Origin of the sequence: Alteromonas sp. M12 (assembly GCF_037478005.1) — a bacterium.
In the GTDB taxonomy this organism is placed as follows: Bacteria; Pseudomonadota; Gammaproteobacteria; order Enterobacterales; family Alteromonadaceae; genus Aliiglaciecola; species Aliiglaciecola lipolytica_A.
Map to the genome: position 1 here is coordinate 4,145,112 of NZ_CP144164.1, position 24,866 is coordinate 4,169,977.

Annotated in this window: 26 protein-coding genes; 9 read left to right on the forward strand and 17 right to left on the reverse strand. The window is 39.7% G+C overall.

Features of this window, described 5'->3' with window-relative positions:
- Positions 1 to 78 precede the first annotated feature (78 nt).
- Positions 79 to 1,179, forward strand: a complete 1,101-nt coding sequence (gene trmA / locus VUI23_RS17740) for a tRNA (uridine(54)-C5)-methyltransferase TrmA (protein ID WP_342805223.1) — start codon at positions 79 to 81, stop codon at positions 1,177 to 1,179.
- Between the two features lie 6 nt (positions 1,180 to 1,185).
- Here trmA and fabR read toward each other — a convergent pair whose 3' ends face one another.
- On the reverse strand, positions 1,186 to 1,803 hold the full coding sequence (gene fabR / locus VUI23_RS17745; RefSeq protein WP_216048896.1) for an HTH-type transcriptional repressor FabR: 618 nt from the start codon (positions 1,801 to 1,803) through the stop codon (positions 1,186 to 1,188).
- A gap of 146 nt (positions 1,804 to 1,949) precedes the next feature.
- Between fabR and VUI23_RS17750 the strand changes: the two genes are divergently transcribed.
- Positions 1,950 to 3,065, forward strand: coding sequence for a fatty acid desaturase (locus tag VUI23_RS17750; protein WP_216048897.1), 1,116 nt, complete (start codon positions 1,950 to 1,952; stop codon positions 3,063 to 3,065).
- A 378-nt stretch (positions 3,066 to 3,443) separates the two neighbouring features.
- Here the strand turns inward: VUI23_RS17750 and VUI23_RS17755 are convergent, their stop codons facing one another.
- Positions 3,444 to 3,755, reverse strand: a complete 312-nt coding sequence (locus tag VUI23_RS17755) for a pyridine nucleotide transhydrogenase (RefSeq protein WP_216048898.1) — start codon at positions 3,753 to 3,755, stop codon at positions 3,444 to 3,446.
- 100 nt (positions 3,756 to 3,855) lie between these two features.
- Here VUI23_RS17755 and VUI23_RS17760 point away from each other — a divergent pair, with 100 nt between their 5' ends.
- On the forward strand, positions 3,856 to 4,437 hold the full coding sequence (locus tag VUI23_RS17760; RefSeq protein ID WP_342805225.1) for a uracil-DNA glycosylase family protein: 582 nt from the start codon (positions 3,856 to 3,858) through the stop codon (positions 4,435 to 4,437).
- Between the two features lie 51 nt (positions 4,438 to 4,488).
- Here the strand turns inward: VUI23_RS17760 and VUI23_RS17765 are convergent, their stop codons facing one another.
- Positions 4,489 to 6,714, reverse strand: coding sequence for an EAL domain-containing protein (locus VUI23_RS17765; RefSeq protein WP_342805227.1), 2,226 nt, complete (start codon positions 6,712 to 6,714; stop codon positions 4,489 to 4,491).
- 213 nt (positions 6,715 to 6,927) lie between these two features.
- Between VUI23_RS17765 and VUI23_RS17770 the strand changes: the two genes are divergently transcribed.
- Together VUI23_RS17770 and yghU are read left to right on the forward strand one after the other, a co-directional pair.
- A complete protein-coding gene (locus tag VUI23_RS17770; RefSeq protein WP_342805229.1) occupies positions 6,928 to 7,827 on the forward strand; it encodes a TIGR03899 family protein in 900 nt (299 codons plus the stop codon).
- An 87-nt stretch (positions 7,828 to 7,914) separates the two neighbouring features.
- Positions 7,915 to 8,775 carry a glutathione-dependent disulfide-bond oxidoreductase gene (gene yghU / locus VUI23_RS17775; protein ID WP_342805231.1) on the forward strand — a complete coding sequence of 287 codons (861 nt, stop codon included), beginning with the start codon at positions 7,915 to 7,917 and terminating at the stop codon, positions 8,773 to 8,775.
- A 70-nt stretch (positions 8,776 to 8,845) separates the two neighbouring features.
- Here yghU and VUI23_RS17780 read toward each other — a convergent pair whose 3' ends face one another.
- From VUI23_RS17780 to dusA, 13 genes are all read right to left on the reverse strand, one after another.
- A complete protein-coding gene (locus tag VUI23_RS17780; RefSeq protein ID WP_342805233.1) occupies positions 8,846 to 9,610 on the reverse strand; it encodes a phosphoadenylyl-sulfate reductase in 765 nt (254 codons plus the stop codon).
- Complete coding sequence (gene cysI, locus VUI23_RS17785; protein ID WP_342805235.1) at positions 9,603 to 11,312, reverse strand: assimilatory sulfite reductase (NADPH) hemoprotein subunit; 1,710 nt, start codon at positions 11,310 to 11,312, stop codon at positions 9,603 to 9,605. The genes VUI23_RS17780 and cysI overlap by 8 nt, the downstream gene beginning before the upstream one ends.
- Entirely contained in the window at positions 11,312 to 13,135 is a 1,824-nt protein-coding gene (locus VUI23_RS17790) for an assimilatory sulfite reductase (NADPH) flavoprotein subunit (RefSeq protein ID WP_216048905.1), read from the reverse strand. Before VUI23_RS17790 ends, cysI begins: the two co-directional genes overlap by 1 nt.
- Positions 13,136 to 13,249: 114 nt before the next feature.
- Positions 13,250 to 14,008 (reverse strand): TIGR04219 family outer membrane beta-barrel protein, encoded by a 759-nt coding sequence (locus VUI23_RS17795; RefSeq protein ID WP_342805237.1) that lies wholly within the window; start codon positions 14,006 to 14,008, stop codon positions 13,250 to 13,252.
- Positions 14,009 to 14,012: 4 nt separating this feature from the next.
- Positions 14,013 to 15,005 carry a DUF2333 family protein gene (locus VUI23_RS17800; RefSeq protein ID WP_216048907.1) on the reverse strand — a complete coding sequence of 331 codons (993 nt, stop codon included), beginning with the start codon at positions 15,003 to 15,005 and terminating at the stop codon, positions 14,013 to 14,015.
- 56 nt (positions 15,006 to 15,061) lie between these two features.
- Positions 15,062 to 15,520, reverse strand: coding sequence for a copper chaperone PCu(A)C (locus tag VUI23_RS17805; protein ID WP_303499203.1), 459 nt, complete (start codon positions 15,518 to 15,520; stop codon positions 15,062 to 15,064).
- Between the two features lie 181 nt (positions 15,521 to 15,701).
- On the reverse strand, positions 15,702 to 16,031 hold the full coding sequence (locus tag VUI23_RS17810; RefSeq protein WP_342805239.1) for a hypothetical protein: 330 nt from the start codon (positions 16,029 to 16,031) through the stop codon (positions 15,702 to 15,704).
- A gap of 24 nt (positions 16,032 to 16,055) precedes the next feature.
- A complete protein-coding gene (locus VUI23_RS17815; RefSeq protein WP_216048910.1) occupies positions 16,056 to 16,256 on the reverse strand; it encodes a PspC domain-containing protein in 201 nt (66 codons plus the stop codon).
- Between the two features lie 96 nt (positions 16,257 to 16,352).
- On the reverse strand, positions 16,353 to 17,012 hold the full coding sequence (gene pspA, locus VUI23_RS17820; RefSeq protein WP_216048911.1) for a phage shock protein PspA: 660 nt from the start codon (positions 17,010 to 17,012) through the stop codon (positions 16,353 to 16,355).
- A 453-nt stretch (positions 17,013 to 17,465) separates the two neighbouring features.
- Positions 17,466 to 17,885 carry a MarR family transcriptional regulator gene (locus VUI23_RS17825; RefSeq protein WP_342805241.1) on the reverse strand — a complete coding sequence of 140 codons (420 nt, stop codon included), beginning with the start codon at positions 17,883 to 17,885 and terminating at the stop codon, positions 17,466 to 17,468.
- A gap of 155 nt (positions 17,886 to 18,040) precedes the next feature.
- Positions 18,041 to 18,202 carry a hypothetical protein gene (locus VUI23_RS17830; RefSeq protein ID WP_216048913.1) on the reverse strand — a complete coding sequence of 54 codons (162 nt, stop codon included), beginning with the start codon at positions 18,200 to 18,202 and terminating at the stop codon, positions 18,041 to 18,043.
- 14 nt (positions 18,203 to 18,216) lie between these two features.
- A complete protein-coding gene (locus VUI23_RS17835) occupies positions 18,217 to 18,504 on the reverse strand; it encodes a hypothetical protein (RefSeq protein WP_216048914.1) in 288 nt (95 codons plus the stop codon).
- 223 nt (positions 18,505 to 18,727) lie between these two features.
- The gene (gene dusA, locus VUI23_RS17840) at positions 18,728 to 19,759 is read right to left on the reverse strand and encodes a tRNA dihydrouridine(20/20a) synthase DusA (RefSeq protein ID WP_342805243.1); all 1,032 of its coding nucleotides are present in this window, start codon (positions 19,757 to 19,759) and stop codon (positions 18,728 to 18,730) included.
- A gap of 322 nt (positions 19,760 to 20,081) precedes the next feature.
- Between dusA and VUI23_RS17845 the strand changes: the two genes are divergently transcribed.
- Positions 20,082 to 20,375, forward strand: coding sequence for a hypothetical protein (locus VUI23_RS17845; protein WP_342805245.1), 294 nt, complete (start codon positions 20,082 to 20,084; stop codon positions 20,373 to 20,375).
- 147 nt (positions 20,376 to 20,522) lie between these two features.
- Entirely contained in the window at positions 20,523 to 21,083 is a 561-nt protein-coding gene (locus VUI23_RS17850; protein ID WP_303499199.1) for a CBS domain-containing protein, read from the forward strand.
- Positions 21,084 to 21,315: 232 nt separating this feature from the next.
- Here VUI23_RS17850 and VUI23_RS17855 read toward each other — a convergent pair whose 3' ends face one another.
- The gene (locus tag VUI23_RS17855) at positions 21,316 to 22,437 is read right to left on the reverse strand and encodes a zinc-binding dehydrogenase (protein WP_303499198.1); all 1,122 of its coding nucleotides are present in this window, start codon (positions 22,435 to 22,437) and stop codon (positions 21,316 to 21,318) included.
- A gap of 380 nt (positions 22,438 to 22,817) precedes the next feature.
- Between VUI23_RS17855 and VUI23_RS17860 the strand changes: the two genes are divergently transcribed.
- On the forward strand, positions 22,818 to 24,311 hold the full coding sequence (locus VUI23_RS17860; protein ID WP_342805246.1) for a methyl-accepting chemotaxis protein: 1,494 nt from the start codon (positions 22,818 to 22,820) through the stop codon (positions 24,309 to 24,311).
- Between the two features lie 9 nt (positions 24,312 to 24,320).
- A complete protein-coding gene (locus tag VUI23_RS17865; protein WP_216048920.1) occupies positions 24,321 to 24,845 on the forward strand; it encodes a DUF6436 domain-containing protein in 525 nt (174 codons plus the stop codon).
- Positions 24,846 to 24,866 lie beyond the last annotated feature (21 nt).

Here is a 24,866-nt window from a genome sequence, read left to right on the forward strand (position 1 = left end):
CAAATTGCATTTGCAAGCGCGCAGGAAATCTTTAAAATTCGCGAATCTTCTTTCAATGCCAACCTTATCGAGTTTTTGATGCGTCCAACAGAAATAGATCCCCAATTTTACCAAGCTCAACTCGATGAAAAAGTGACAGCTTTAAGCGCTCAGTTTAGCCAATTTAAAATGCCCAAATTAGAAGTGTTCGCTTCGCAAACTCTGAATTACCGAATGCGTGCGGAGTTTCGTGTTTGGCATGAAGGTGATGAGCTGTTTCACATCATGTTCGACCAACAAAGCAAAGAGAAATACCGCGTCGATCAATTTCCTCCCGCGAGTAAACTGATCAATCAAGTAATGGCCGATTTGGTGGTGCTATTAAAAGACAATGAAATAGCGCGACGCAAACTATTTCAAATCGACTATTTAAGTACTTTAAGTGGTGAAATTGTCGTTTCCCTGCTTTACCACAAGCCATTAGATGAAAGCTGGCATGCACAGATAAGTAAAATTTTAAAACAGCTAAGACAGCACTATCCAATAGATATAGTGGGTCGAGCCCGTAAACAAAAAGTCATAGTGGATAAAGATTTTGTCATCGAGCGTTTACCTATAGGACAAAGAACCTATGAATTTAAGCAAGTTGAAAATAGCTTTACTCAACCAAATGCGTTGGTTAATCAAAAAATGCTTGAATGGGCACTTGATGTTACCGCAAATAGCGAAGGTGATTTACTCGAATTATACTGCGGCTTAGGCAACTTTAGCATTCCCTTGGCGCAAAACTTCAAACGGGTTTTAGCCACCGAAATTTCAAAAACCTCAGTTGCTGCAGCACAATATAATATCAGCGCCAATCAGGCTGACAATGTGACAATTCTTCGTATGTCTAGCGAAGAGTTTGTACAAGCCCAAGCGGGGATAAGAAAATTCAATCGACTAGAAGGGGTGGATTTAGCCCAATACGATTGCCGCACAGTGTTAGTCGATCCGCCAAGAGCAGGTTTAGATGATGAAACAGTTTCAATGATCAGTAAATATAACAATATCGTGTATATTTCATGTAACCCAGAAACCTTGCAAAATAATTTGGACCTATTAAGCAAAACTCATGAAGTCCATCGTTTTGCTCTATTTGACCAGTTCCCCTATACCCACCACGTTGAAGCCGGTGTGTATTTAGTGCGAAAAAACTAACAAGATTTAAATAGGTTCATTGCTTTTAGCGAACTCTAACGAGCCATTTGTAATGAACCTTAACTGAATTTTTAATCGAATCGCCAATTGTTCTCTTTGAATAGGATCTAAATCCAGCGCCTCAGCACCAGTACTAAACACCAGTTTAACCATTGCTTCAGCTTGTAAATTCGCGAGTTTTCTATTTAAACCAGTTGTTGCCACAGTATAGTCGGTCAGTTCTTCGGTAAAGTGCTGAATCTCTCTGAACACGGCAGCTCTGAAGGCGTTTGAGGTCCCAGTGTGTTCTCTTAATAACAATCTAAAAATATTGCTGTTAGCCGAGATAAATTCCATAAACGTATCTATGGAAGTACTAATAACTCCGCCTCCTGACGCTATTCTTACTCTAGCTTGACGCATTAATTGACGCAAAGTTAACCCAGCTTCATCCACTAGCGTTAACCCTAACTCATCGATATCTTTGAAGTGACGATAAAAGGACGTAGGCGCGATACCAGCGGCTCTTGCCACTTCCCTGAGACTCATACTTGAAAAACTATGTTGTTCATCTAACAGACCAAAAGCTGCATCTATGATTGCACGACGGGTTTTTAACTTTTGTTGCTGTCGAGTTTGAATCACTTACTACCCTCAGATGTTTTACACTAATAATAAAGTTATCAGCTTGAATTACACCTCAGGTTAACAGTCTTTTCAATTTATTTACTTGATAAAATACCTAGCTCAGGATAAATTAGCGTACAGTTGTAAGCTCAAAAGTATATTAAATGAATAAACCTCCTCTGCTACTGACCAACATATTGGTCTTTCTTATTACCGGTGTAATCGCTGTTATTGGCGTACCATTAGAAGCCTATTTCAATGGTTTCGACATGTTTGAAGTGATTACATGTGTTTTCTTGATTTACTTTTCAGGCATGTCAATAACGGCCGGCTACCATAGATTATGGTCCCATAAAGCTTATGAAACCAATTCTGTTGTTCGATTCATATTAGCGGTTGGCGGTGCTATGGCACTGCAAAATAGTATTTTACACTGGAGTTCGGATCATAGAGTTCACCACAAATTTGTGGATCAAAATGGCAAAGACCCCTATTCCGCTAAACGTGGATTTCTATTTTCTCACATAGGCTGGATGCTCAGAGATTATGAGTCACACCGCTTTGATGATTATAAAAACTGTAGAGATTTGCAAAAAGACGCTATTGTCATGTGGCAACATAAATACTATTTACCCATAGTGTTAGCGACCAACTTTGGAATTCCAATCGCATTAGGATTTTTAAATGGCGACGTATTAGGCATGCTGCTGCTAGCTGGCGTTTTTAGATTAGTTGTTGTTCACCACGTGACTTTCTTTATCAACTCCCTTGCGCACATTTGGGGTAAACAGCCTTACACAGATAAAAACACTGCTCGAGACAATGGTATCTTAGCCTTTTTCACCTTTGGTGAGGGCTATCACAATTATCATCATATTTTTGAGTACGATTACCGAAACGGCATCCATTGGTGGCAATTTGATCCAACTAAGTGGTTGATTCGTGGACTTTGTGCGCTAAAACTGGCGAAAAACCTTCGTCGTTGCCCTGAAGAAAGAATTGAAAAAGCCCGTTTTGAAATGATGATGAAACGTACGCAGAAGAAAATCTCTAATCTACCAGACGCTGAAGAAATTATGGTTAAACTACAACACGAGTACGATGTGCTAGTTGCCAAAATGAGTGATTATTATGCGACTAAGAAAAAGTTGTTGGAATTTAATCAAGCGCGGATCAAAAAAAGTTACGACAATTTTGAATTGGCAAACAAATACAAAGAACTAAAATTAAGTATGTTGCAGCAGAAGCAAAAGTTCTACGAACTTTATCAAATGGCTTAGCGTTGGCTTTAATAAACCCTAAACTGAACAAAGTTTTTTGCTAGTGATGTTTATGGCACGACCTGCGGTTTAGGTAGATTTCATGGGCTAATGCCCTTGCTACATTTAAATTTGATGTTGTTCTCGACTCCATGGGCTAATGCCCTTGCTACATTTAAATTTGATGTTGTTCTCGGCTCCATGGGCTAAAGCCCATGCTACAATTAGACTTGATGTTGGGTTTGATTCTATGGGCTAAAGCCCATGCTACAATTTAAATTTGATGTTGGGTTTGATTGCTATATGTAGGCGGGTGCTTTAGCCCCGCGAATGTCGAAAGCTAAAATACGAAACAAAAAAAACCTGACGATTGTCAGGTTTTTTTAAAAGCTTAATAACTTAGCGTTGCACTGCTGCTGTTAGCGATTGGTCCGCTAACGCATCTCGGTGAGCGACAACTTCGATTAACGCGTCTTTTGGATAATATTTTATAGTGGCCATAATTGCATCACTTTGAATATTTGCTTTTTCAGCAATGTCCATTTGCACGTTTCGATAAGTCATATTTTGGCTAATCTTATTTGCCATGCATTGACTATTCACTTCAAACGATTGCTTGTCTACACAATCAAAGGTTTTTAACTGATCGGCTTGAGCATGCGCAACCGTTCCTAAAGATAAGACGGCAAGAAGAGAAAATAATTTACGCATTGTGTTACTCCTATTAATTCATCGGTTCTCCGATGAAAAGAATATAACACAGACTATGTGTGGTACCAACAAATTCGGACCATAGTTTTATGACAGTATTATGACAGAGTGTAATTTATTGAAAAAAAATGGCTTTGATTTAGCAAGAAACTGCCGAGAATGTGTGAATATTCTGCCGTTGCAACCTAACCCAATCATTCAAGGAAGTGCGAATAGCCAAATTTGTATAATTGGTCAAGCACCTGGTCTCGCCGCCCATAATTCTAGCTTAGCATGGAACGATGCTTCTGGAGATAGATTAAGGACATGGTTAGGTATGAATAAAGCAACTTTCTACGACGAAAATATCGTCGCTATTTTACCCATGGGGTTTTGTTATCCTGGAAAGTCATCTTCTGGAGATCTTCCCCCTATAAAGAAGTGTGCAGAGATTTGGCATCAAAGATTGCTATCTTCATTTACACCCAAAATAACCCTTTTGATTGGTCAATATGCACAAAATTACTACTTAAACGACAAGTTAGGTGTCACTAACAGAGTCAGGAACTGGCAAGACTATTTGCCAGAATACATAGTGTTACCCCACCCTTCACCACGGAATAATATTTGGTTAAAAAAGAACACTTGGTTTGAAGAATCTGTTTTACCTGAAGTTAAAACAATCATTCAGGATAATACCTAGAGCGAATGAGCAATTTCCTTTTGGATAACTGAGCAAAAAGAGTTTGATATATTATTGATAGCTATCTAAAAATTTGACAAGTTCATCAAATGCCATCGGCTTTGCATATAAATAACCTTGCGCTTCATCACAGCCTAACTTCAACATATAGCTAGCTTGCTCTCGTTTTTCTACACCTTCAGCAATTGTCTGTAAACCAAGACGATTACCCAAAGTTACAATAGTTTCGGCAATGAATGCAGATTTATTGGGCTTTATCTCGTTAATAAATGACCTGTCTACCTTCAAGCGATCTAATGGCAGTTGCTGCAAGTAACTCATTGATGAAAATCCAGTACCAAAATCATCAATGGCGATTTTCACTCCAAACTCTTTAAGTTCCTTGAGTGACTCTACAACAATTTGCGGTTCGTCCATCACAACACTTTCAGTAATTTCCAATTCCAATTGCGCCGGCACTATTGAATTGTCGTTTACTGACGTTTTAACCGTTTGAATGAAGTCTGGGTCTCTGAATTGCGGCATGGAAATGTTCACAGCCATGCGCAAATCGGTGTAACCTTTGTTTATAAGCTCTTTGAGATGACAGCATGACTCCTCTAAAACCCAAGCACCAATTTCAATAATCAGACCCGAATACTCTGCCAACGGAACAAATACCGCAGGGGAAATAAAGCCCTCATTTTCAGTTGGCCAGCGCAACAACGCTTCCATACCAACAACACGTTCAGTGACTAAATCTACTTGCGGTTGATACCAAACTTCTAACTTGCGTGCAGAAAAATCAGTTCGTAGTTGGCGAATCAAACCTAATCGCCAAGTCGTCTTTTCTTCCATTTCCGGTTCGTAATAACCAAAATTGGTGTTGAGGTCTTTTTTCGCTCGATTTAGGGCAATATTGGTTTGTTTTAATAAATTAATACCAGAGCATTCATAATCTACTAACTTACAAAAGCCCATGGTTATATTAATAGGTAAGGTGTGATCTCCAGCCTTGAACGGGAACGCAAACAAAGCGTTAACTCGTTCAGGATTCACCACTTCTTCAGAACCAATCAAACCAAAAACATCAGCACCGATACGGCCCATTCTGACATTTGCCCCTAAACTGTCCTGAACTCGCTTAGATACAGCTTTTAGCAGGTTATTCCCTGCATCTTGTCCTAATCCATCATTTACATCGGAAAAATGCTTAATATCAAGCAACGCGACTACGTTGTAACCGGTACTTGTCATTACTGCAGTTTCATCAAGCATATTAATGAATTCATTACGATTGGGCAGTTTGGTCAACCAGTCTTTAAATGCTGCTGTGCGCAATTGGTGGAACAGATTTACATTTTCATAGCCGATGGAAATACTGTGTAAAAACACCTCTAGCAGTTTTCGGTCTAGTGAATTGATCTGCTTTTTTGCATTGAGAAAAACCGCAGCATCGTAACCGGAACTGTTTAAATACAAGACAGAGTAATTGTCTTCATATAAGTGTTGTTTTTTGCTTAAACAGCGACTTACTGAATCAACGATTTTTTTATCGTGCAGGTTTTCCAAACTTTCATTGATGTACTTGGCAAATTCTCCAGCGGCCCCTAACACATACACGCTGTTATCTTCTTTATCTAAAATAGCACCAGCCCGCGCGCAGACAACACCGCCAGCATCTAGACCAATTAATGAGCTAATTTGGGTTACTATGCCTTCGCAGTACCCCTTCACTGAGTGCTCTTCTAATAGGTTAGCTGAGGAGTGAATAATTTTTTCCAAGCCTTGGCGACTTTGATTTATGGTGAGTATTTGCTGATACGAACGAAGAGAGGCGATTATTGTAGTAACCAGTTTACTGCGAGTAAGTTCGGTTTTTGTTTTGTAATCATTAATATCGTATTCTTTAATGACACTTTCTTCTGGTGCATAACCAGGCTGACCTGTTCGCAGGATTATTCTGGGTTCCATTAATTTAAGTTCTTCGCGCATTTTGCGCGCGACCACTAACCCAGCATCATCGGTTTCCATTACGACATCGAGAAGAATAATGGCTAGTTTACTGCCTAACTTTTCAATGATAGTGAGTGCTTGCTCTCCTGAGTAAGCATGATGAAAATGTAGCTTTTTGTCATTGAGCTGTAAATCAGACAAAGCTAATCTGGTTACTGAATGAATTTCTTCGTCATCGTCAACTACTAACACATTCCAGCGACCGAAATTAGTCTCTTGTTCCTGTGATTCGTCTTCTTCCAAGAAAATCAATTCATCATTTTCATAATCCGTTGGAGACATTCATCCTTCCACTATACGAACACCATAATTGGTGAATACTATTGTTTACAGCTTAAACATATCTCAATATGCAGCAAAGAGGAATAATAATTGTAGCAAAATTCAGCAAAACCGCTTGTTTTTGTCACAATTTCATAATGTCAGTCGAATTCGTCAATTGTTGTGGATTTCGGGTATAATCATTCTCCTATTATCTAGGTCAATTTCACTTATATGAAAATAGATTCCAATATCCCACCTCCCAACCTCTTACAGGGGAAAGATTCCGTTGCCAAAAGCACTGCGCAAGGACAGGTGTCATCGACACAAAAAGCCAGCACCGAGCACGCTAAACAGGTGAAAACCAAAATGCTGCAATGGTTTAGTAGGGCGGGCATTGCAATAGGGCAAAAGAGCGCTATTGAACAAGACCTGCATAAAAAGGTGAGTCGCCATCAGTTTGTAAAAGCACAACGAAAATTAAAAAATTTAGAACGTATACTTACTTTAGCGACAGATTTCAGCCAAGAGCAAGCAGTTCAAGATGAACTGGATCCCGATTGGTTCTTCAGTTTTAGCGAAATGGCAGAAAATATCAATTCACCAGCAATGCAAGAATTATGGGCTAAAATTTTCACAGTAGAGATAAGCGTTCCCGGCTCTTTTTCACTTAAAACCTTACATACTTTAAAAAACTTAACCCATAGAGATGCCAAAATCCTCAAGTTAGCGGTAGGAATGGCAAGTAGACGAAAAGGTGAACACGGTTTAAAAATCATCTACGGTTATCATCGAAAACCTAATATTTTGTCAGTGTTTAGACTGATTAAAAACGAACAAATAAATTTAGCCGCATATGGTTTAGCCTACCCTGACCTATTATCGTTAATGGATCTAGGGTTAATTTATAATAGTGAAATAGAGACTAGTGAGCTTGAAATACAGAGTAGATTTCAATATCGCTGTGCCGGCGAAAGCTTTCATTTAGCCCCGAAAAAAAGAGGCTTAAGCCTACAATATTATAAATTTACCTCAATTGGCTCTGAACTAGCGCGCTTGATAAATAGCACTGCCAATAAACACTATATTGATGACCTGTTAGTATTACTTTCAGGTGAGTTTGAATTAAATTGAAGTTCATTACTTTAAGTTTTTCAATTGACCCCAATCTAAATATTCTATGCGATCCTATACGCTTATCTAATTTTATCAGGAGCTAAAATGAGTGACTCTTATACCCCACCTAAAATATGGACTTGGAATAAAGAAAGCGGTGGGAAATTTGCAAATATTAACAGGCCAATATCAGGTGCAACTCACGACAAAGAGTTAGCAGTGGGCAAACATCCCTTGCAACTTTATTCTTTAGCGACACCAAACGGCGTTAAAGTGACTGTATTGCTAGAAGAACTGTTAGAAAAAGGACACAAAGGAGCGGAATACGACGCATTTTTGGTCGATATTTTAGAAGGCGATCAATTTAGCAGTGGTTTTGTGGCGGCTAATCCAAACTCTAAAATTCCAGCCCTTGTTGATCACAGCACATCACCACCTACTCGCGTGTTTGAATCAGGTTCGATACTGTTGTATTTGGCTGAAAAGTTTAACGAATTCATACCTCAAGACCCCACTCAACGCACAGAATGTCTATCATGGTTATTCTGGCAAATGGCTAGTGCGCCTTTGTTAGGCGGCGGTTTTGGTCATTTTTACGCGTATGCACCTGAAAAACTTGAATACCCTATAGATCGCTACACCATGGAAATAAAACGTCAGCTTGATGTGCTCGACAAGCTACTGGCTGACAAAGAGTACATGTGTGGTGATGAATATACGATTGCGGATATTGCAACTTGGCCTTGGTATGGCGCTTTAGTCAAAGGGTTAGCTTACGATGCAGCTGAATTTATTGAAGCCCATACATACAAAAATGTTATTCGCTGGGCAGATCAGATTGCTGAGCGTCCAGCAGTACAGCGTGGTCGCATGGTAAATAAAACTTGGGGAGAACCAGAATCACAGTTGCATGAGCGTCACGATGCCAGTGATTTTGATACTAAAACTCAGGACAAAATTGGATAAAGTTTCGGCTGCTTCTTAAATTAATCATGGCTAAAGCCCATGCTACATTGTAGGCGGGGATTTATCCCCGCTAAATGCCGTCACCAAACTCATGCAACCCACATTCGCGCTTCAATCCAAAGAAACGCGTATCTTGCTCACTCATACCAGCTTCCAAAGCTTTCGAAGTATGCCAGTCACCAATAGACACAAAACCTTTCTCCCAAAGTGGATGGTAAGGCAGATCATGTGCTTTTAAGTACTGATGCAGTGCTTTGTTTGACTGATCAATAATTGGATAAACTTTGGTTTGTCCGTTTAATCTTTGCAGCACATTTAAGTTTTCACGAGAGTCTGACTGAGAACGTCTTAAACCAGCAAACCAAGTTCCAACCTTCAGCTCTTTCAAAGCCTGCTGCATAGGTAGAACCTTGTTCATCTTGTTGTATTTCTCAATACCTTCGATACCTTGTTCCCATAATAATCCGTGACGAGCTTCTTGCCATGCAGCGGACTCTGGAGCCCGATACACTTTCAAATTAAGCTTTAATCGCACTGTTAACTCATCAATGAATTTGTAGGTTTCAGGAAAAAGATAACCGGTATCAGTTAAGACAACAGGAATATCGGCATATTCTTGAGATAATAAATGTAACATTACCGCTGATTGAGCACCAAAACTAGACGAAACGATGTGCTCACCTGGCAGATGCTTGAGCGCCCAAACCACCCGTTGTTGAGGTGTTTGTTTTTCAAGATCTGCATTAAGCTCAGCGAATTGCTCAGTGTCTAGACTGTTAATCCAATCTGCTGCATGAGCATTTTCGGCTGAATTTTGGAATACTGCGTTAGGCATAAAAATCCTTGGCTGAATTAACAACCGGAGCGATGACTTTAGCGCGAATCAAAAAGTCACCAAAACCTTCGTCTTGGTTACCTTCTTTAGCCCAACGACCTATAAGTTCGTCGAGGTGAGCTAAAATCTCTTGCTCGCTAATATTTTCTTTGTACATTTTGGGGATACGCGTACCCTGACGATCGCCACCGAGGTGGAAATTGTATTTACCAGGGCCTTTTCCAACCAAACCAACTTCTGCAAGCATGGCTCGACCACATCCATTAGGACAACCAGTGACACGGAATATTATGCTGCGGTCAGCGACATTATGTTTTGCTAGCAAACCTTCGATTTCCGTTACCGCATCAGGCAGATAACGTTCAGCTTCCGCCATTGCCAAAGGACAAGTCGGCAATGAAACACAAGCCATGGAATCTAATCGTTGATTACTCACGTCATCTGAAATCAAGCCATGAGTTCTGGCTAAAGATTCAATTTCCTGTTTTTGCTCAGCAGGCACGCCAGCAATAACCAGATTTTGATTCGCGGTTAAACGAAAATCACCAGTGTGAATTTTAGCAATTTCAGCACAGCCTGTTTTTAAGGTTTTCCCTGGGTAATCTAGAATACGGCCGTTTTCAATGAAAACGGTTAAATGGTATTTGCCATCAACGCCTTCAACCCAACCGAAACGATCTCCACGAGAAGTAAACTCATACGGACGGCTTTGCGCAAACTCAATGCCCGCTCTAGCTTCAACTTCAGCTTTAAAGTTCTCAACCCCAACACGTTCAAGAGTGTATTTGGTTTTCGCGTTTTTACGGTTAACACGATTCCCCCAGTCCCGCTGAGTACCAACAACAGCAGCTGCGACATCCAAGGTTTTATCCAATGGGATATAACCGAAGTCATCAGCCTTACGAGGATAAGTAGAGTGATCACCATGGGTCATGGCTAAGCCGCCGCCCACTAATACGTTAAAACCAACTAGTTTGCCGTTTTCAGCAATGGCCACAAAGTTAAGGTCATTTGCATGCACGTCAATATCGTTATGCGGTGGAATAACCACTGTCGTTTTAAATTTACGCGGTAAATAGTTATTTCCTAGAATGGGTTCATTTTCAGTCGTTTCGACCTTTTCTCCATCCAACCAAATTTCAGCATAAGCGCGCGTTTTAGGCAGCAAATGTTCACTAATTTTCTTAGCCCATTCGTACGCCTCTTGATGTACTGCAGACTCCACTGGATTTGACGTGCACAGCACGTTCCGATTTACATCGCCAGCGGTGGCGATTGAATCAATCCCCACTTTATCAAGCATTTGGTGCATCATTTTAATGTGTGGTTTTAATACACCATGGAACTGAAACGTTTGACGAGTAGTTAAACGAATACTGCCGTAAAGGCTATGCTCTTCTGCAAACTTGTCGATTGCTAACCATTGTTTTGGAGAAATAATTCCTCCAGGTAAACGTGCGCGCAACATCACATTTTGTAATGGCTCTAGTTTTTGTTTCGCTCGTTCAGCACGAATATCACGGTCATCTTGCTGATACATACCGTGGAATCGAATTAACTGAAAATTGTCAGCGGTAAAGCCACCGGTCAAATCGTCTTTAAGGTCTTGGGCAATCGTCCCGCGCAAAAAGTTACTATCGCCTTTAATACGCTCGTTTTCTGCCAATTTACCTTCAACTATAAACTTTTTATCGGAAACCATTAGTACACATCCTTCTGATAACGCTTACTACGACGCATTTCGGTTAAATACGCCTCAGCATCTTCTTCACTTTTACCACCGTGTTCTTGAACAACAGTCAAAAGTGCATCATGAACATCTTTAGCCATGTGGGTCGCGTCACCACATACGTAAAAATGCGCGCCTTGCTCTAGCCAATCAAATAACTCAGCACCATTTTCTAAAATGCGGTGCTGTACATAAATCTTTTGCTCTTGGTCACGGGAGAATGCCAAACTAACTTTGTCTACCACGCCATCTTTAACAAAACGTTGCCATTCCGTTTGATATAGGAAGTCTTGAGTAAAACTTGGATTTCCAAAGAACAACCAGTTTTTACCTTCGGCATCATCTTCTGCACGCTGTTGCATGAAAGCTCTAAACGGAGCGATTCCTGTGCCTGGACCAACCATGATCACCGGTGTTTCTGGGTTTTGTGGTAAACGGAAGTTATTGTTATGTTCGACAAACACTTTGAGCTCTTGACCTTCTTCTAGGCGTTTCCCCAAGAAGTTGGAAGCTGAACCTTGGCGCACATTGCCATTGACGTCATATTCAACCATTGCAACAGTAAGGTGCACTTCATCATCTACTTCTGCTTGACTCGAAGCGATTGAATACAGTCTTGGGGTAATGGGCCTGAGTGCTCTAGCCAGCTGCTCAGCGCTAATTTTTGCTGGGAAATCAGTCACAATATCAACAATTTGCTTATCCGCTAAATACTCTCTTAGCTTCGCTTTATCATCGAATAATGCTTGTAATTTTTCATTCGGAGCAGACTCTAAATAGCTCTTCACAAATGTAGGATAACTCAAGGTTAACTCAAATTTTTCGATTAACGCCTGTTTAACGCTAAGAGTATCCTTGCCAACCACCACGGTTTCATTTTCATCAACAGCAACGAGCTTCAATAATTCGTCAACTAGCGCTTCGTCATTGGTAAACCAAATTCCTAATGCGTCACCTGGTTGATATTGAATACCTGATTCTTCAAGAGAAATTTCGATATGACGAATATCTTTAATTGAATCTCGCCCAGTGATTTTTTGACTTTCTAATAAAGTAGCCGTAAATGGATTTTTCTTAGAATATTCTGATTTGCTTGCCGTTCCAGAAGTACTAACTACAGCCCCAGCGACAGGTGCAACTTGCGCTTGACTAGCGGCAAATTCTTCTTTTAACTGAATGGCTATTTGATCAAAAAATGCGTTGGTTACAGTTTCGTAATCTACGTCACAATCGACTCTTGGAGTAATGCGTTTGGCGCCCAAGGCTTCAAGACGAGCGTCAAAGTCTTTTGCGGTCTGGCAGAAGAATTCATAACTGCTATCACCTAAGCCAACTACAGCAAAATTTAATTCTGGCAGTTTAGGTGCCTTTTTACTGCCAACAAACTCATGTAATTCAACTGCATCATCTGGCGCATCGCCCTCACCGTGAGTACTGACCACGATAAGTAGATGAGTTTCACTTTTCAACTGCTTAGCTTTGTAGTCAGCCATACTCAGTAAGTTGACTTTCAAACCAGCATGTTCTGCCTTTTCTTTATAGTCTTGGGCAACACCTTTGGCATTGCCAGTTTGTGATCCATAAAGAATTGTAAGTTGCTTTTCAACAACGGCACCAGTTGCAGCAGGTGCAACGACTTGTCCACCGGTTTGTTGATGTGCTAAACCCGCCAAATAGCCGCTCATCCAAGTAAGCTGGTCATTGTTTAGCGGCGCGATGGCGCTATTAATTTGTTGCCATTGTGATTCGTTAATAACAGCAGTTGGCACAAGTGCCTGATTGTTCTTTGAAGACATAAAAACGCTAACCTTTTAATTGATGCAAGCAGGTTAGCGTTTTTTATTATTAACAGGAAAGACCTAAATAGGATTTTTTATTACTTATTGGACTTAAAACCAAACTTTATTGACTTAGAAGTGTATTTCGATCCCGGCAAATGCACCACTAAACTCTAAATCTGAGTAGATATCATCTAGATCTTCCAACTCTAAAGAAGTCGCTCTGTAGCCCAGTTGTAGCGTCATATCAATCGCCAAATTGTCTATAAATTCGTAAGCTAACGCGATTTCATAATCACTCAAAGAGTGGTCATCTATCGCCAAATAACTGCCCTCTGCGTAAACCCCTAAGCCGGTAAAAGGTAGGCCAATGTAAAGTTTTGAATACACCATAGGCACAACACCAGAAAACTCTTCTCTGGCAAAGTTAGAGGCGTCCGCCGTTTCTCTAACAAATATTTCACCGTCTACGTATTTCCCATTGATGCCGAAATCAAAACTAACCAAATCGTTATCAAATAATTCGTAATACAAAATAAAGTCGGTATTGCTCATATCCACTTCCGTGGTCAGCGCCGTGTCTACACTAAAAATCTCACCATTAAAAGTGAATGTGCTATTTAGTGTAATATCGCCACTGGTATCTAGGGTTGTTTGACGAACTTTGATATTCGGTAACAACGGGATCGGATGCTCTAATGCGGCATAAAAACTCGACTTAGTTTCAGTATCAAAATTAAATCTGGTTATATCAGCATCGTTGGCAAATCCACCTTCGGTATCCATATTCCAGCCTTGGGCACCCACATACAAACCGAGTAGAGTATCTGCTTGGGCAGGTACAGCGACTACGGATGCGGCTAAAATTAATGATTTGACTCTATGTTTCACTCTTTTATCCTTGATTTAACAGTTCATTTAATTCGATTAAAGCAGCATTTGCTCGGGAAATATAGTTCGCCATGACTAATGAGTGATTAGCTAACATACCTAAGCCACTTCCATTTAAAATCATCGGACTCCAAATTGTCTGTTGAGTAGATTCGAGTTCACGAATAATTTGACGCAAACTGACTGTGGCATTTTTCTTTTCAAGCACGTCAGCAAAATCGACTTCTACCGCTTTGAGAAAATGAATCAGAGCCCATGCGGCACCTCTTGCTTCATAAAAATTATCGTCGGTTTTCCACCAGCTGGTTTTTTCATAACGCTGTTTAGGTTCAGGTGTAGACTGTCTAGCTTGTGCATCCCCAGCTAAATCTGTGTTTAGCACTTCTTGGCCGACACTGGCACTTAGCTTCTGTGAAAGATTGCCTAATCGTTTTTCTACTTGCTTCAACCAATCCCTCAAGTTATCTGCTCGAGAGAAAAATTGCGCACTGCCTTGGCCTTTATCAGCCAAATCAGTTCGATAAGCATACAAATCTTTAAGCGCGTCTTGGTACATTGACTCTGCTGAAGGAAGCATCCAACTCAGGTGATTCATATTTAACGCTGGCTGCGCTTTTATTAACTCTGGGTTTTCCATAGATTGTGACTGCGAGCGACTAAAATCTTTGCGCATTGCCAACGCAAGATCACGCGACATTTCTAACACTCCAAATTCCCATCTAGGCATGTTATCCATGAATATTCCCGGCGGCATAACGTCGTTTGATAAATAACCACCCGGTTTATCCATTAACGATTCCACCACACGAATCAGTGTATGAGTTGTTGTGTAACCTACAACCACATTTTCCGAATTCGCTTGAGCATATGATTGAGCTTCAGTTCTCACATTGAACGAATCAGGTTCTGAACTCCAATAGATAGAAACTAACCAACCTATAAACACAATTATTAGGAAAGTGGTGGTGAGCCATTTCGCATTTAAAAAACGTTGCATAATATGCTTCCTGTATTTTGAATTAATGACACCTTACACGCATAACATCATCTATTCTAATGATGGCTATGTGACTTTTCTTTGCCGGGCATAACCGCTTTTGCTTCTACCTGAATCGTTTTTTGATCTTCGCTGACCAAGGTAATTAAAACCCTTTGATTTTCTGACAATGGCTTTTTAAGACCAAATATCATTACGTGTAAACCACCAGGTTTGAAGGCGACTGTTTCCCCAGCTGGTATTTTAATTTGTTCTTGTTGTTGCATACTCATCATACCGTTTTCCATAACATGAGCATGCAATTCAGCTTTTTCAGCAATGTCGGTGCTGGCGGATACCAGAACCACATCTTTGTTGGAAGTATTTTGGATTTTAAAATAAGCAGCTGTATTAGGAACTGTTGGCGGTAATAAACGTACTGTTGCATCTGATATTTTGATATTTGCAGAGCTAGCAAAACTACAAACCAATAATCCGATGAAAATCAACCACGGTTGCTGCTTGACGAATTTCATAAACTGCCTTTCCTGAATAATAAATTTCCCGTAATTATCAATTAATTCACGCGCTTTTACCAGAATAGTCAGCGCTTTTTCAGTTGTGAGTTGTTTATCGTCTCACCTAATAATGGCGGCAGATTATGTTGTGCGGTTAATAACGGTAACTGGTATTCATGCGGCCCGGCGATTTTTACCGTTAATATTGAGTTGGCCGCTTGTCTTTTACTAACCAGATAATGAAGGCAATCACCAGTAACATTGGCCAAAACACAGTAACGCCAGCCAATAACATAGCCACAAACGCAACAAACAAAGCCAATGCTATGGCACCAAACACGCTGATAGCGACAATAACACCAACAATGGCCATTACGGCGCCAATAGCGGTAACCCCTACAACCGACTCCATCGGACCAAATATATGCTCATCTAAATGAATCGAGAAATCAAACCACTCGCTAACCAAGATACCGCAACTGTAAGTAATAAGTACGGCAATCAAAATAGCTAAAATAAGATTTTTCATCGCATTCTCCCTACGAAACTAAGGTTATCTTGTTGGAATTAACAAAACCGCTAACAGATAAGCCACACCAACAACCATTGGCATAAAAATAAAGGCTGCGATAGCTGCGATTCTTACAATCCAAGCATCAACACTAAAATGCGTTGCAATGCCTGCACATACGCCGCTAATTTTGCCACGAACCGTGTCACGATATAGTTGATTTGTATTTAAATAGTCTTTCATGTTGATACTCCTACAGAAATTAGTACGTTTTAATCGAAGGCCCAAAAATTTCAGGCCTTACGAATAAACATTTTAGAGATTGCCGAGCCGACTTTGTTACGCGACTTTCTTGCGCAGCGCAGCCAACTCTTTTTCGATATTTTCGTCTTGTTCAAGCTTCTCGATTTGCGCACTTAAAGATTGGCTTTCAGATACCAAATCATAAGCTTCGACTTGTGATTCTAAGTCGTCGATACGACTTTCATAATGTTCGAACCGAGCAATTGCATCGTCAATTTTCTCCACACTCTGAGAGGTTTTCGCTTTCAGACGTACTGACACTGATTGCTGTCTAATATCCAACGCTTTTTGACGACTTCTTGCTTCTTTAAGTTTCTCTTGCAAACGTGAAGTATCGTCTTGCAATTTAGCAATAGCCTCTTCAACCACGTCCATTTCTTTGGTTAGCAATTTTAACGACTCTTGCGCTTTGTTTTTTTCTACTAAAGCGGCTCTAGCTAAGTCTTCACGCTCTTTTTTAAGCGCGACTGTGGCTTTGCTCTGCCAATCTTTAACTTGTCCCTCTAGCTTTTCCTGTTTGCGCACTAAGTGTTTTTTATCAGCTAAACTTCTTGCCGCAACTGAGCGTATTTCTACTAAGGTCTCTTCCATTTCTTGCACTATTAGGCGAATGACTTTTTGTGGATCTTCCGCTTTGTCTAAGATGGCATTAAGATTTGCTTGTACTATGTCTGACATTCTTGTGAACATACCCATTTTTCGATCCTCCGAGATTTATATGAGTGTTGTATTTTGAATTACTTTGATAATTCTAAATTCAATTTTCTTTACCAGTACTTCTCTTATTACAAACTACGTGCCAAACTTTCAAATACAGCTAAACCATTGTTTATTATCTACTTTTAATATTTTCACCTGAAATTAAAAAATACGTTTTGAATTTCAAATTAGGATATTAGTCAAATTCGCTAATTAGTTGGTCAAAATATTAAAACTAGGAAAGCGTTATAAAATAGCGGCAGATAAATGTTCGATGTCTGAATTAAGGGCGTGAAAAAACGTCATAGTGATGGGAGTATGTTGTCGGCGCACAACATATCTTTAGAGAGATCGCGATCTCACCAGGCAAACCAACAAACCTCTGAAAAGTGAGTAGTACTTTTAGCAAGTCCGCTAAACCTAATACTAGGGTTTGAAACGGACGGGCAACTAAAACTTCTTAAGTACTTCCAGAACAGACTCCATTTGATATTGCCTTAAGTCAGATACACTATTCTCAGAAAAGTGTTTAAAGCTGACAGATGCATCTTCATACAATGCAGCACCTGTGGCCGATAACTTAACCAAACTTATTCTGGCGTCTCTTGGATTTTTTTGTTTTTCAATGAGGTGAATTTTTTCTAGAGGATTCAACATACGTGTTACACCTGAAGCTGTCATACCTAAAGCTTCAGCTAAGGCGATTCGACTCATTGTGTGCATGGGTTGATTAGACAAAACATGCAATGCCATGTACTCACTAAAGCTAATCCCGTGCACACTTAAACTACGATCAAGCTTTTTATTAACCTTTACAGCAGCTAAGTTCAAATTGATTAACAGCGACATAGAGTCAGTTAGTTTTTTCATTTCATATCCAAATCATTAATTGACACATCAAGTATATATCAACAATTAATTTAGTGAACCATTATTTTAGATGACAAAGCGGACAGGATGGAAAGTTATTTAAGCTAAGGATGGATAAATTTCGAGAGGGTAATTTAAATAAAAGATGACGGTCTCTACTGCGCGTTGCGACCGTCATGATATTGGAGATTAGAACCATTAACCGGTACTGCATGGCTGTTCTTTTTACACTCGACCAGACTAAATACTAATGCTGCTGCGAGGTAGGCCATTACCGGTGCTAATAATAGAGTAAGTAGATGTATGTGGTTAAACATAGTTAGTCTCCTTACTATTCAGCTTTATCACTTTCTTCTTTTTTAAGTTCAGTGTCACTGTTTAAATCTGTAATGGTTACGTTAGTTACATAATCTTGTGAATCAGACTCAAAACCAATTGAATTGTTTACTGTCAAAATGGCCTCTTCAACACCGTATGATATTTCTTCTTTAGTAACGCTAACTGCTTGTGAAATAAGTGAACCAACAAGTTGTTCTACTGATACATTTGCTGCATGTACAGATGAAGCTACGAATAAACCTGAGATAAGTACTGTTGCTGCTGTGATTTTCTTAAACATAATAATTTCCTTAGTAGTTGTGCTGTATGTGTAACTGATTATTCAGTTACTAGTTAAGTCGCAATCATTATTGCGATAGTTGTGCCAACTACTAAAAAAAATTACATCCATTTGTTTTTTAAAGGATTTTCAAAAAACATGGGACGCGACAAATAAACCAAAGAACATTTTTTTGAAGTAAAAAATAATATTTTAGTGTTTTTGACCAAGTCACTTAGCGTTTTTAACCAACTTGGTCAGGTGCATGAGTATTGCGAAATTGTTCCGCTTGGAATTGAGCTTCATCCAGAGTATCTAATGCATCATGCAATAACTCAATGCCGACACCTTTTTGAGTACCATTCTGACTTAAGTATCTGCGCCAAATACGCGCACCTGGTTGTCCTTGGAATAAACCGAGCATATGCCGAGCTATGTGCCAGATTCGGGTATGAGGTAACTCTAATTGGACCTCTGCATACTCAATCATTTTTTCAACAACCTGATGACGAGTTGGAATAGCATGGCTATCGTTGTAAAAAAGCTTATCAACCTCGGCTAAAATATACGGATTGCTATAAGCCTCGCGACCTATCATTGCCCCATCTATATATTTTAAGTGTAAGGCCACATCGTCCAACGTCTTCACTCCACCATTAATGCTAATGTGCAAATCTGGAAATTGCTCTTTTAAATGATAAACACGCTCATACATCAAAGGCGGTATGTCGCGATTCTCCTTCGGACTTAAGCCTTTTAACCAAGCCTTACGGGCATGCACAATAAAGGTATCGCAACCAGCATCCGCGACTTGTTCGATAAATCTGGTCAAATCTTCATACTCGTCCATTTCATCGATACCAATACGAGATTTCACAGTCACTGGAATATCTACCTCGGCCTGCATACTCTTAATACATGCAGCAACGGTTTCTGGCTCAGCCATCAAACAAGCGCCGAAGCGTCCATTTTGTACACGATCAGACGGACAGCCAACGTTAATATTCACCTCATCATAACCACGTTGTTGGGCGAGCAACGCACAGCGAGCCATATCCACGGGATCCGAACCACCTAATTGCAGCGCAACTGGATGCTCTTCATCATTGAAAGCTAAATAATCGCCCTTACCAAAGATGATAGCCCCCGTTGTCACCATTTCGGTATAAAGCAAAGAGTGTTGTGAAATCTGTCGTAAAAAATAACGACAATGTTTATCAGTCCAATCCAGCATTGGCGCGATTGAAATGGTGCGGTTGATGGTTGAAGTATTCAATGGAATCCAGTTGCCTAAAATATCGAGGTTATAAACCTATAGTTAAATTAATATGCGAAATTGTGACAATTTTTTAACATCTACGACAATTGGTCGATTTAATGGGTTGAAAAATTTGTACATAGCCACTTTATAGGCGTATTTTACCATATAACAGATTGGGAGAAAGCAATTGCATAGGCATTACTTTTTCTCCTAATTTTGAACAACTTGATATTTGTTTGCATTTTCGGGTGAACCAAACACTTTTGGAGATGCCAAACAGTTAAGATTAATGTCACTGTCTGTAAATAATTACTAAGTAGTAAAGAGTAAGAATTTGATGAAAACCCTTTGGTTCAATATATTGCTGATGTCGTGGGTAGCTAGTTTTAGCTTCTCATCAGTAGCATTTGAGAATCAACAAGGTGCAGTCGACCAATCCAGTTCAATAGTAGAACAGGCGCAAATATTTAGTCTTGATCCTTTAGACTTTGATTTCGATGCGATCTTAAATTCATTCACTTCATCTTCAAGCCTAGTCAGCTATGCCCCCTTCGCTTATCAGCAAAATGCAGCTTTTATTGTATTCAAAAATGCTGACTTTATACGCGGTCCGCCCTCTATATCCATCTGATACAAAAACAATTTTTTAATTTTATAAAATCAGAGGGTATTCCCATGAGTATAACTGACGTTTTAATTCGTTATCGTGTCGACTGTGCATTTATTCAGTCTAAAACAAAAAGCAATCTGTTAAAAAGTGTTAAAAAGGAGCGTGCAAATGAAAAAGTTAGCGCTCTATAACACTGAATCTGTAGACAAACTCGTTTGGCCCCCCGAAAACACTAGCATCACAATGCGTTCAAATGCGTTGTCTATTTTCACTGATTTCAAGCAGTTCATGCCTTTGGTTATCGATTCCACAGCGAAAGCTGTGGAACTTGAAGATCTGATGAAAAAGTCACATGTTAGAATGAAACTGGTACTTGATAGTGAAAAGAACTTCATTGGAGTTATTGCATTAAGTGACTTAACCGAGCAGAAAATACTTGCGAAAGTTACCAAAAATCAACCTCGGGAAGAAATTACCGTCACCGATTTTATGCGTCCTAGAAACACGCTTAAAGCTTTCGCTTACGAGGAATTAAGTACAGCCAGAGTGGGTGATGTAGTAGAAACTCTGAGGGATAATCATCAACAACATTGTTTGGTAATTGATAAGAGTAACCACGAAATTCGTGGATTGATTTCAGCAAGCGATGTAGCAAGGCTGTTGAAATTACCAGTAGATATTCAATTACAGCCATCCTTCGTTGATTTATTCAATGTAGCTGCAGCGTGATAATTCCCATCCTATCTAACATTCAGATGGGATGTGGCTTGTTGGGTAAAGCTCACACTTCTTAACGCTTTGCACTTTACATAAAGAAGTAGGTATGCAAAGCGTTAGTCATGCATTAGTTAAGCTATTTGCAATGAGAATTCACCGCAACATTCGATATCAAAACAAACCAAAAAAAATAGTGAAGGGTAATTGTATCCTTCACTATTTTTAGTTTTTTAACCGGCTTAGATTAACCTAAACTGGGGTTGAGTAAAAATTTCTCGCCGGTTTTCTTTGCCATATATTTGGCAATAACAGAAGGCTCTAGAACCTGCTCAAAAGACAGTTCATCGGTAAAATCAATGGCGAAAGTTGTATCGATTTCATTAGCAACACGCTGATGTAATTGTTTTACCTTTTGTGGACTTTGTTTGCCTAAGAATTGCATTAGCAACCAGCCTCCAATACCCCATGTCATGCCATAGGCGCGATTTAACACTGTTGGAGAAAAGTCTAATCCACCATAAATGTACACCTGCTTGTTATCAGCTGAACCATAAGTATTAAATCCTTTGGCGTCTTTACTTCCCACTCTTTCCATTGCTGCGAGTATATTACTGACTAAGTCGCCACCACCAATTGCATCAAAGGCCAATGTGGCTCCGGTAGCTTCGATTGCTTCATACAGATCTTGTTTGAAGTTTTCACTTGAGGAATTACAAATGTATTTTGCCCCAAGCTTTTCTAGTATTTCTACCTGCTCTTGTTTTCTAACGATATTCACTAACGGAACATTTTCAGCAATACATATTTTATTCAGCATTATTCCTAGACTCGACGCGGCTGCTGTATGTACCAAAGCAGAATGTCCTTCTGCACGCATAGTTTCTACCATACCTAAAGCGGTTAATGGGTTAACAAAAGAAGAAGCCGCTTGCTTAGCTGAGGTATTTTCATTATGGACAATACATGCTTGAAATGGCACAACACACAACTCAGAGTAAGTTGCACCACTTAATACGCCGACCGTTTTCCCCATCAAGGCTTTGGCTGATTCACTGTCTCCAGTGGCGACCACTTTACCAGCCCCTTCATTACCTATTGGTAAAACCTGATCCAATCTTGAGCGCACGCTAGCAAGCATCGCTGGTGCAACTGGCGCAGTAAATTCCATTTGATCTTTATTAAAGGTTCCTTCGTATACGTTGGCTGGACCAAACATTGGCCACATATCGGACGGATTAATAGGTGCCGCTTGGATTTGAACCATAACTTCATGAGGCTTCAAAGCGGGTATTTCTCGTTCTTTTAAAGAAACGGTTAGTTGGCCATTTGAAGTAATTTCGGTGAATAATTGTTTCGTGACTGTCATATTTTAACTCTCATAATGTAAAGGCAAAATGTATAAATCCAAGCTAACATTAAGTGTTGAGATATTCGAATGATAATATTTGTTTGATCTACATTAGTTACATTAATGTAACTTTATTAAACAACGATAAAGAGAATATTGAAAGAACGAATGAAAGCTTAATTTGCTACGGATAATTTAACAACGGCAATTATTCAACGTTTTAGAAAGTGCTTAAGCTTTATCTAGCACTGCTAGTTCAAGGTACACATTGAAGCAAAGAATAATATACCGTTTGCTCATCTGCATTTAAAACTTTCCGTTCTCATTTTAAAGGCTAAATAAGCGAATTCACCTGCAAACTTAGCATTTTATTTTCAACAAAAATGTGGATATACGAAATGAATAGCATGAACCGACCATGGATAGACAGCGCTAACAAGGTTGTGACTTTTGTTTTACCAATACTATTACTGATCAGCTTCGCCATCGCTCCCATTTATGGAACTTGGCTTGAAGCGACTGTAGTAGGCATTCCTGCCGTTATTATTCCACTACTTTTGATCAATAGAAACGCGCAAGCCGAAATTACTCAGCACGTAGTTGCTGTCAGCTTCATGTTGTTTTCAGCTTTACATATTCAGCAGATGCACGGTGCGATTGAAATACACTTTGGCATATTTGTGTTGATGTCGTTTTTAGCTTTTTATCAAAATTGGCGTGTTTTTGTTACCGCGATTATTGTCGTTGCAGTGCACCATTTAGGCTTTTTCTTTTTACAGCAGGCTGGTGCGCCCCTATATGTGCTGTTAGATGGTGAACTACTTTTCACCTTACTGTTAGTGCATTTTGCTTATGCTATAGCGCAAGGTGTGATTTTAGGCTGGATGAGTAAAAAGAACGCAGTTAACACCCAAGCTGCCCATGAATTATTAAAAAGTGTTGGCGGCATTGCCACAGGTGACGGCAAATTTAATCTGACTTATCGCTCTAACCCCAATTCTAAAAGCCAATCAGTCATTGCCTTTAATCAATTAATTCAATCCTTTGAAATTATTGTCAATGAAGTGGAGATGCTCGGGGGAAAAATAGACAAAAATGCGAGTTCCACCAAAGCTGCTTCAAATGAACTACAAGAATTTAAACCAATCGCAAACTCAGAAATATCCGCTATTGCGAATGCTTCTGAGCAGCTATCGGATTCTGCCACAAGCATATCGGATTTAGCCATAGAAACCTATAATCGCGCTAGTGATGCCAGACAGGATACCGAAAAAGCGCAAACGGAGATGACGAACGCAAATACCGAAGTGAGCAAATTAGTTGAGAACATTTCAAAGACCAGTAAAAGTATTGAAGACTTGGCCAATGAGTGCGATAGCATTTCTAGTGTTTTAGAAACCATACAATCTATAGCAGACCAAACTAACCTACTAGCACTAAATGCTGCGATTGAGGCGGCCAGAGCGGGTGAGCAAGGACGCGGATTTGCAGTAGTTGCCGATGAAGTTCGTCAATTAGCTTCGAGAACAAAAACCAGTACCGAAGAAGTCAATGAAATCATGGCAAGACTGCTGTCATCTTCCAAACAGTCTAGTTTATTTATGCAGGAGTGTATGACTTTAGGAAACACCACCAGTAAACAAGCTGATTCAGCCCTTAATTTAATGCAAAGCGTACAATCAAATATCGAACACGTTGATGAGGTGACTAATGGTTTGAAGAGCGCGGTGGAAAACCAAACCAATGTGATTAACAATATCGCCAACTCTGTGGGGCAATTGGATTCAATTAGTCAGAAAGAGTCCGCATTAGTGCAATCTGTTTCCAATGAAACTCAACAGTTAGAGCTCATATCAAGCAAATTAATGCAAAGTCTTAGTAAATTCAGATGAAACTAACCGATGACAATTAAAGGGATCTTAGCTGTGATTATGTGGGCAGGTGCAAGTCTGTTCGCATTATTTTACTTTGCTCAAAATAAGGTGACGAGTTTCGACCCCCAGCAATCATTGCTGCTAGCCTCAATGTCACAAGACTTTGATGACAAAGTTAAATCCGTTTTTTCCGGCGCGTTACAACCGATAAACAATACGGTCTTTCATATTCAAGGGGGATCTTGCAGTTGCAATAAACTGTCACAAACCCATATTCGTAAACTCAATATTACCTTTGCTGAAAATGGCTACAAGGTGCAAACAATTGATCCTAAAAATAACGCCAACCTGAAAAAACTAATTCCATCCTACCCAGCAGTGGTTATTTTTGATGAGTCAGGTAATTTAGGATATTTAGGCCCCTATTCCACTGGTTATCTGTGTAGCTCTCGGACAAGTTTAATAGAACCAATAGCTAAAACCATAGTCGCAAATAATCATCTAGGTGCCACAGTGGTCACTGATGGCGAAGGATGTTATTGCCAATCTTAAGCAAACAACATGTTAGTCTAG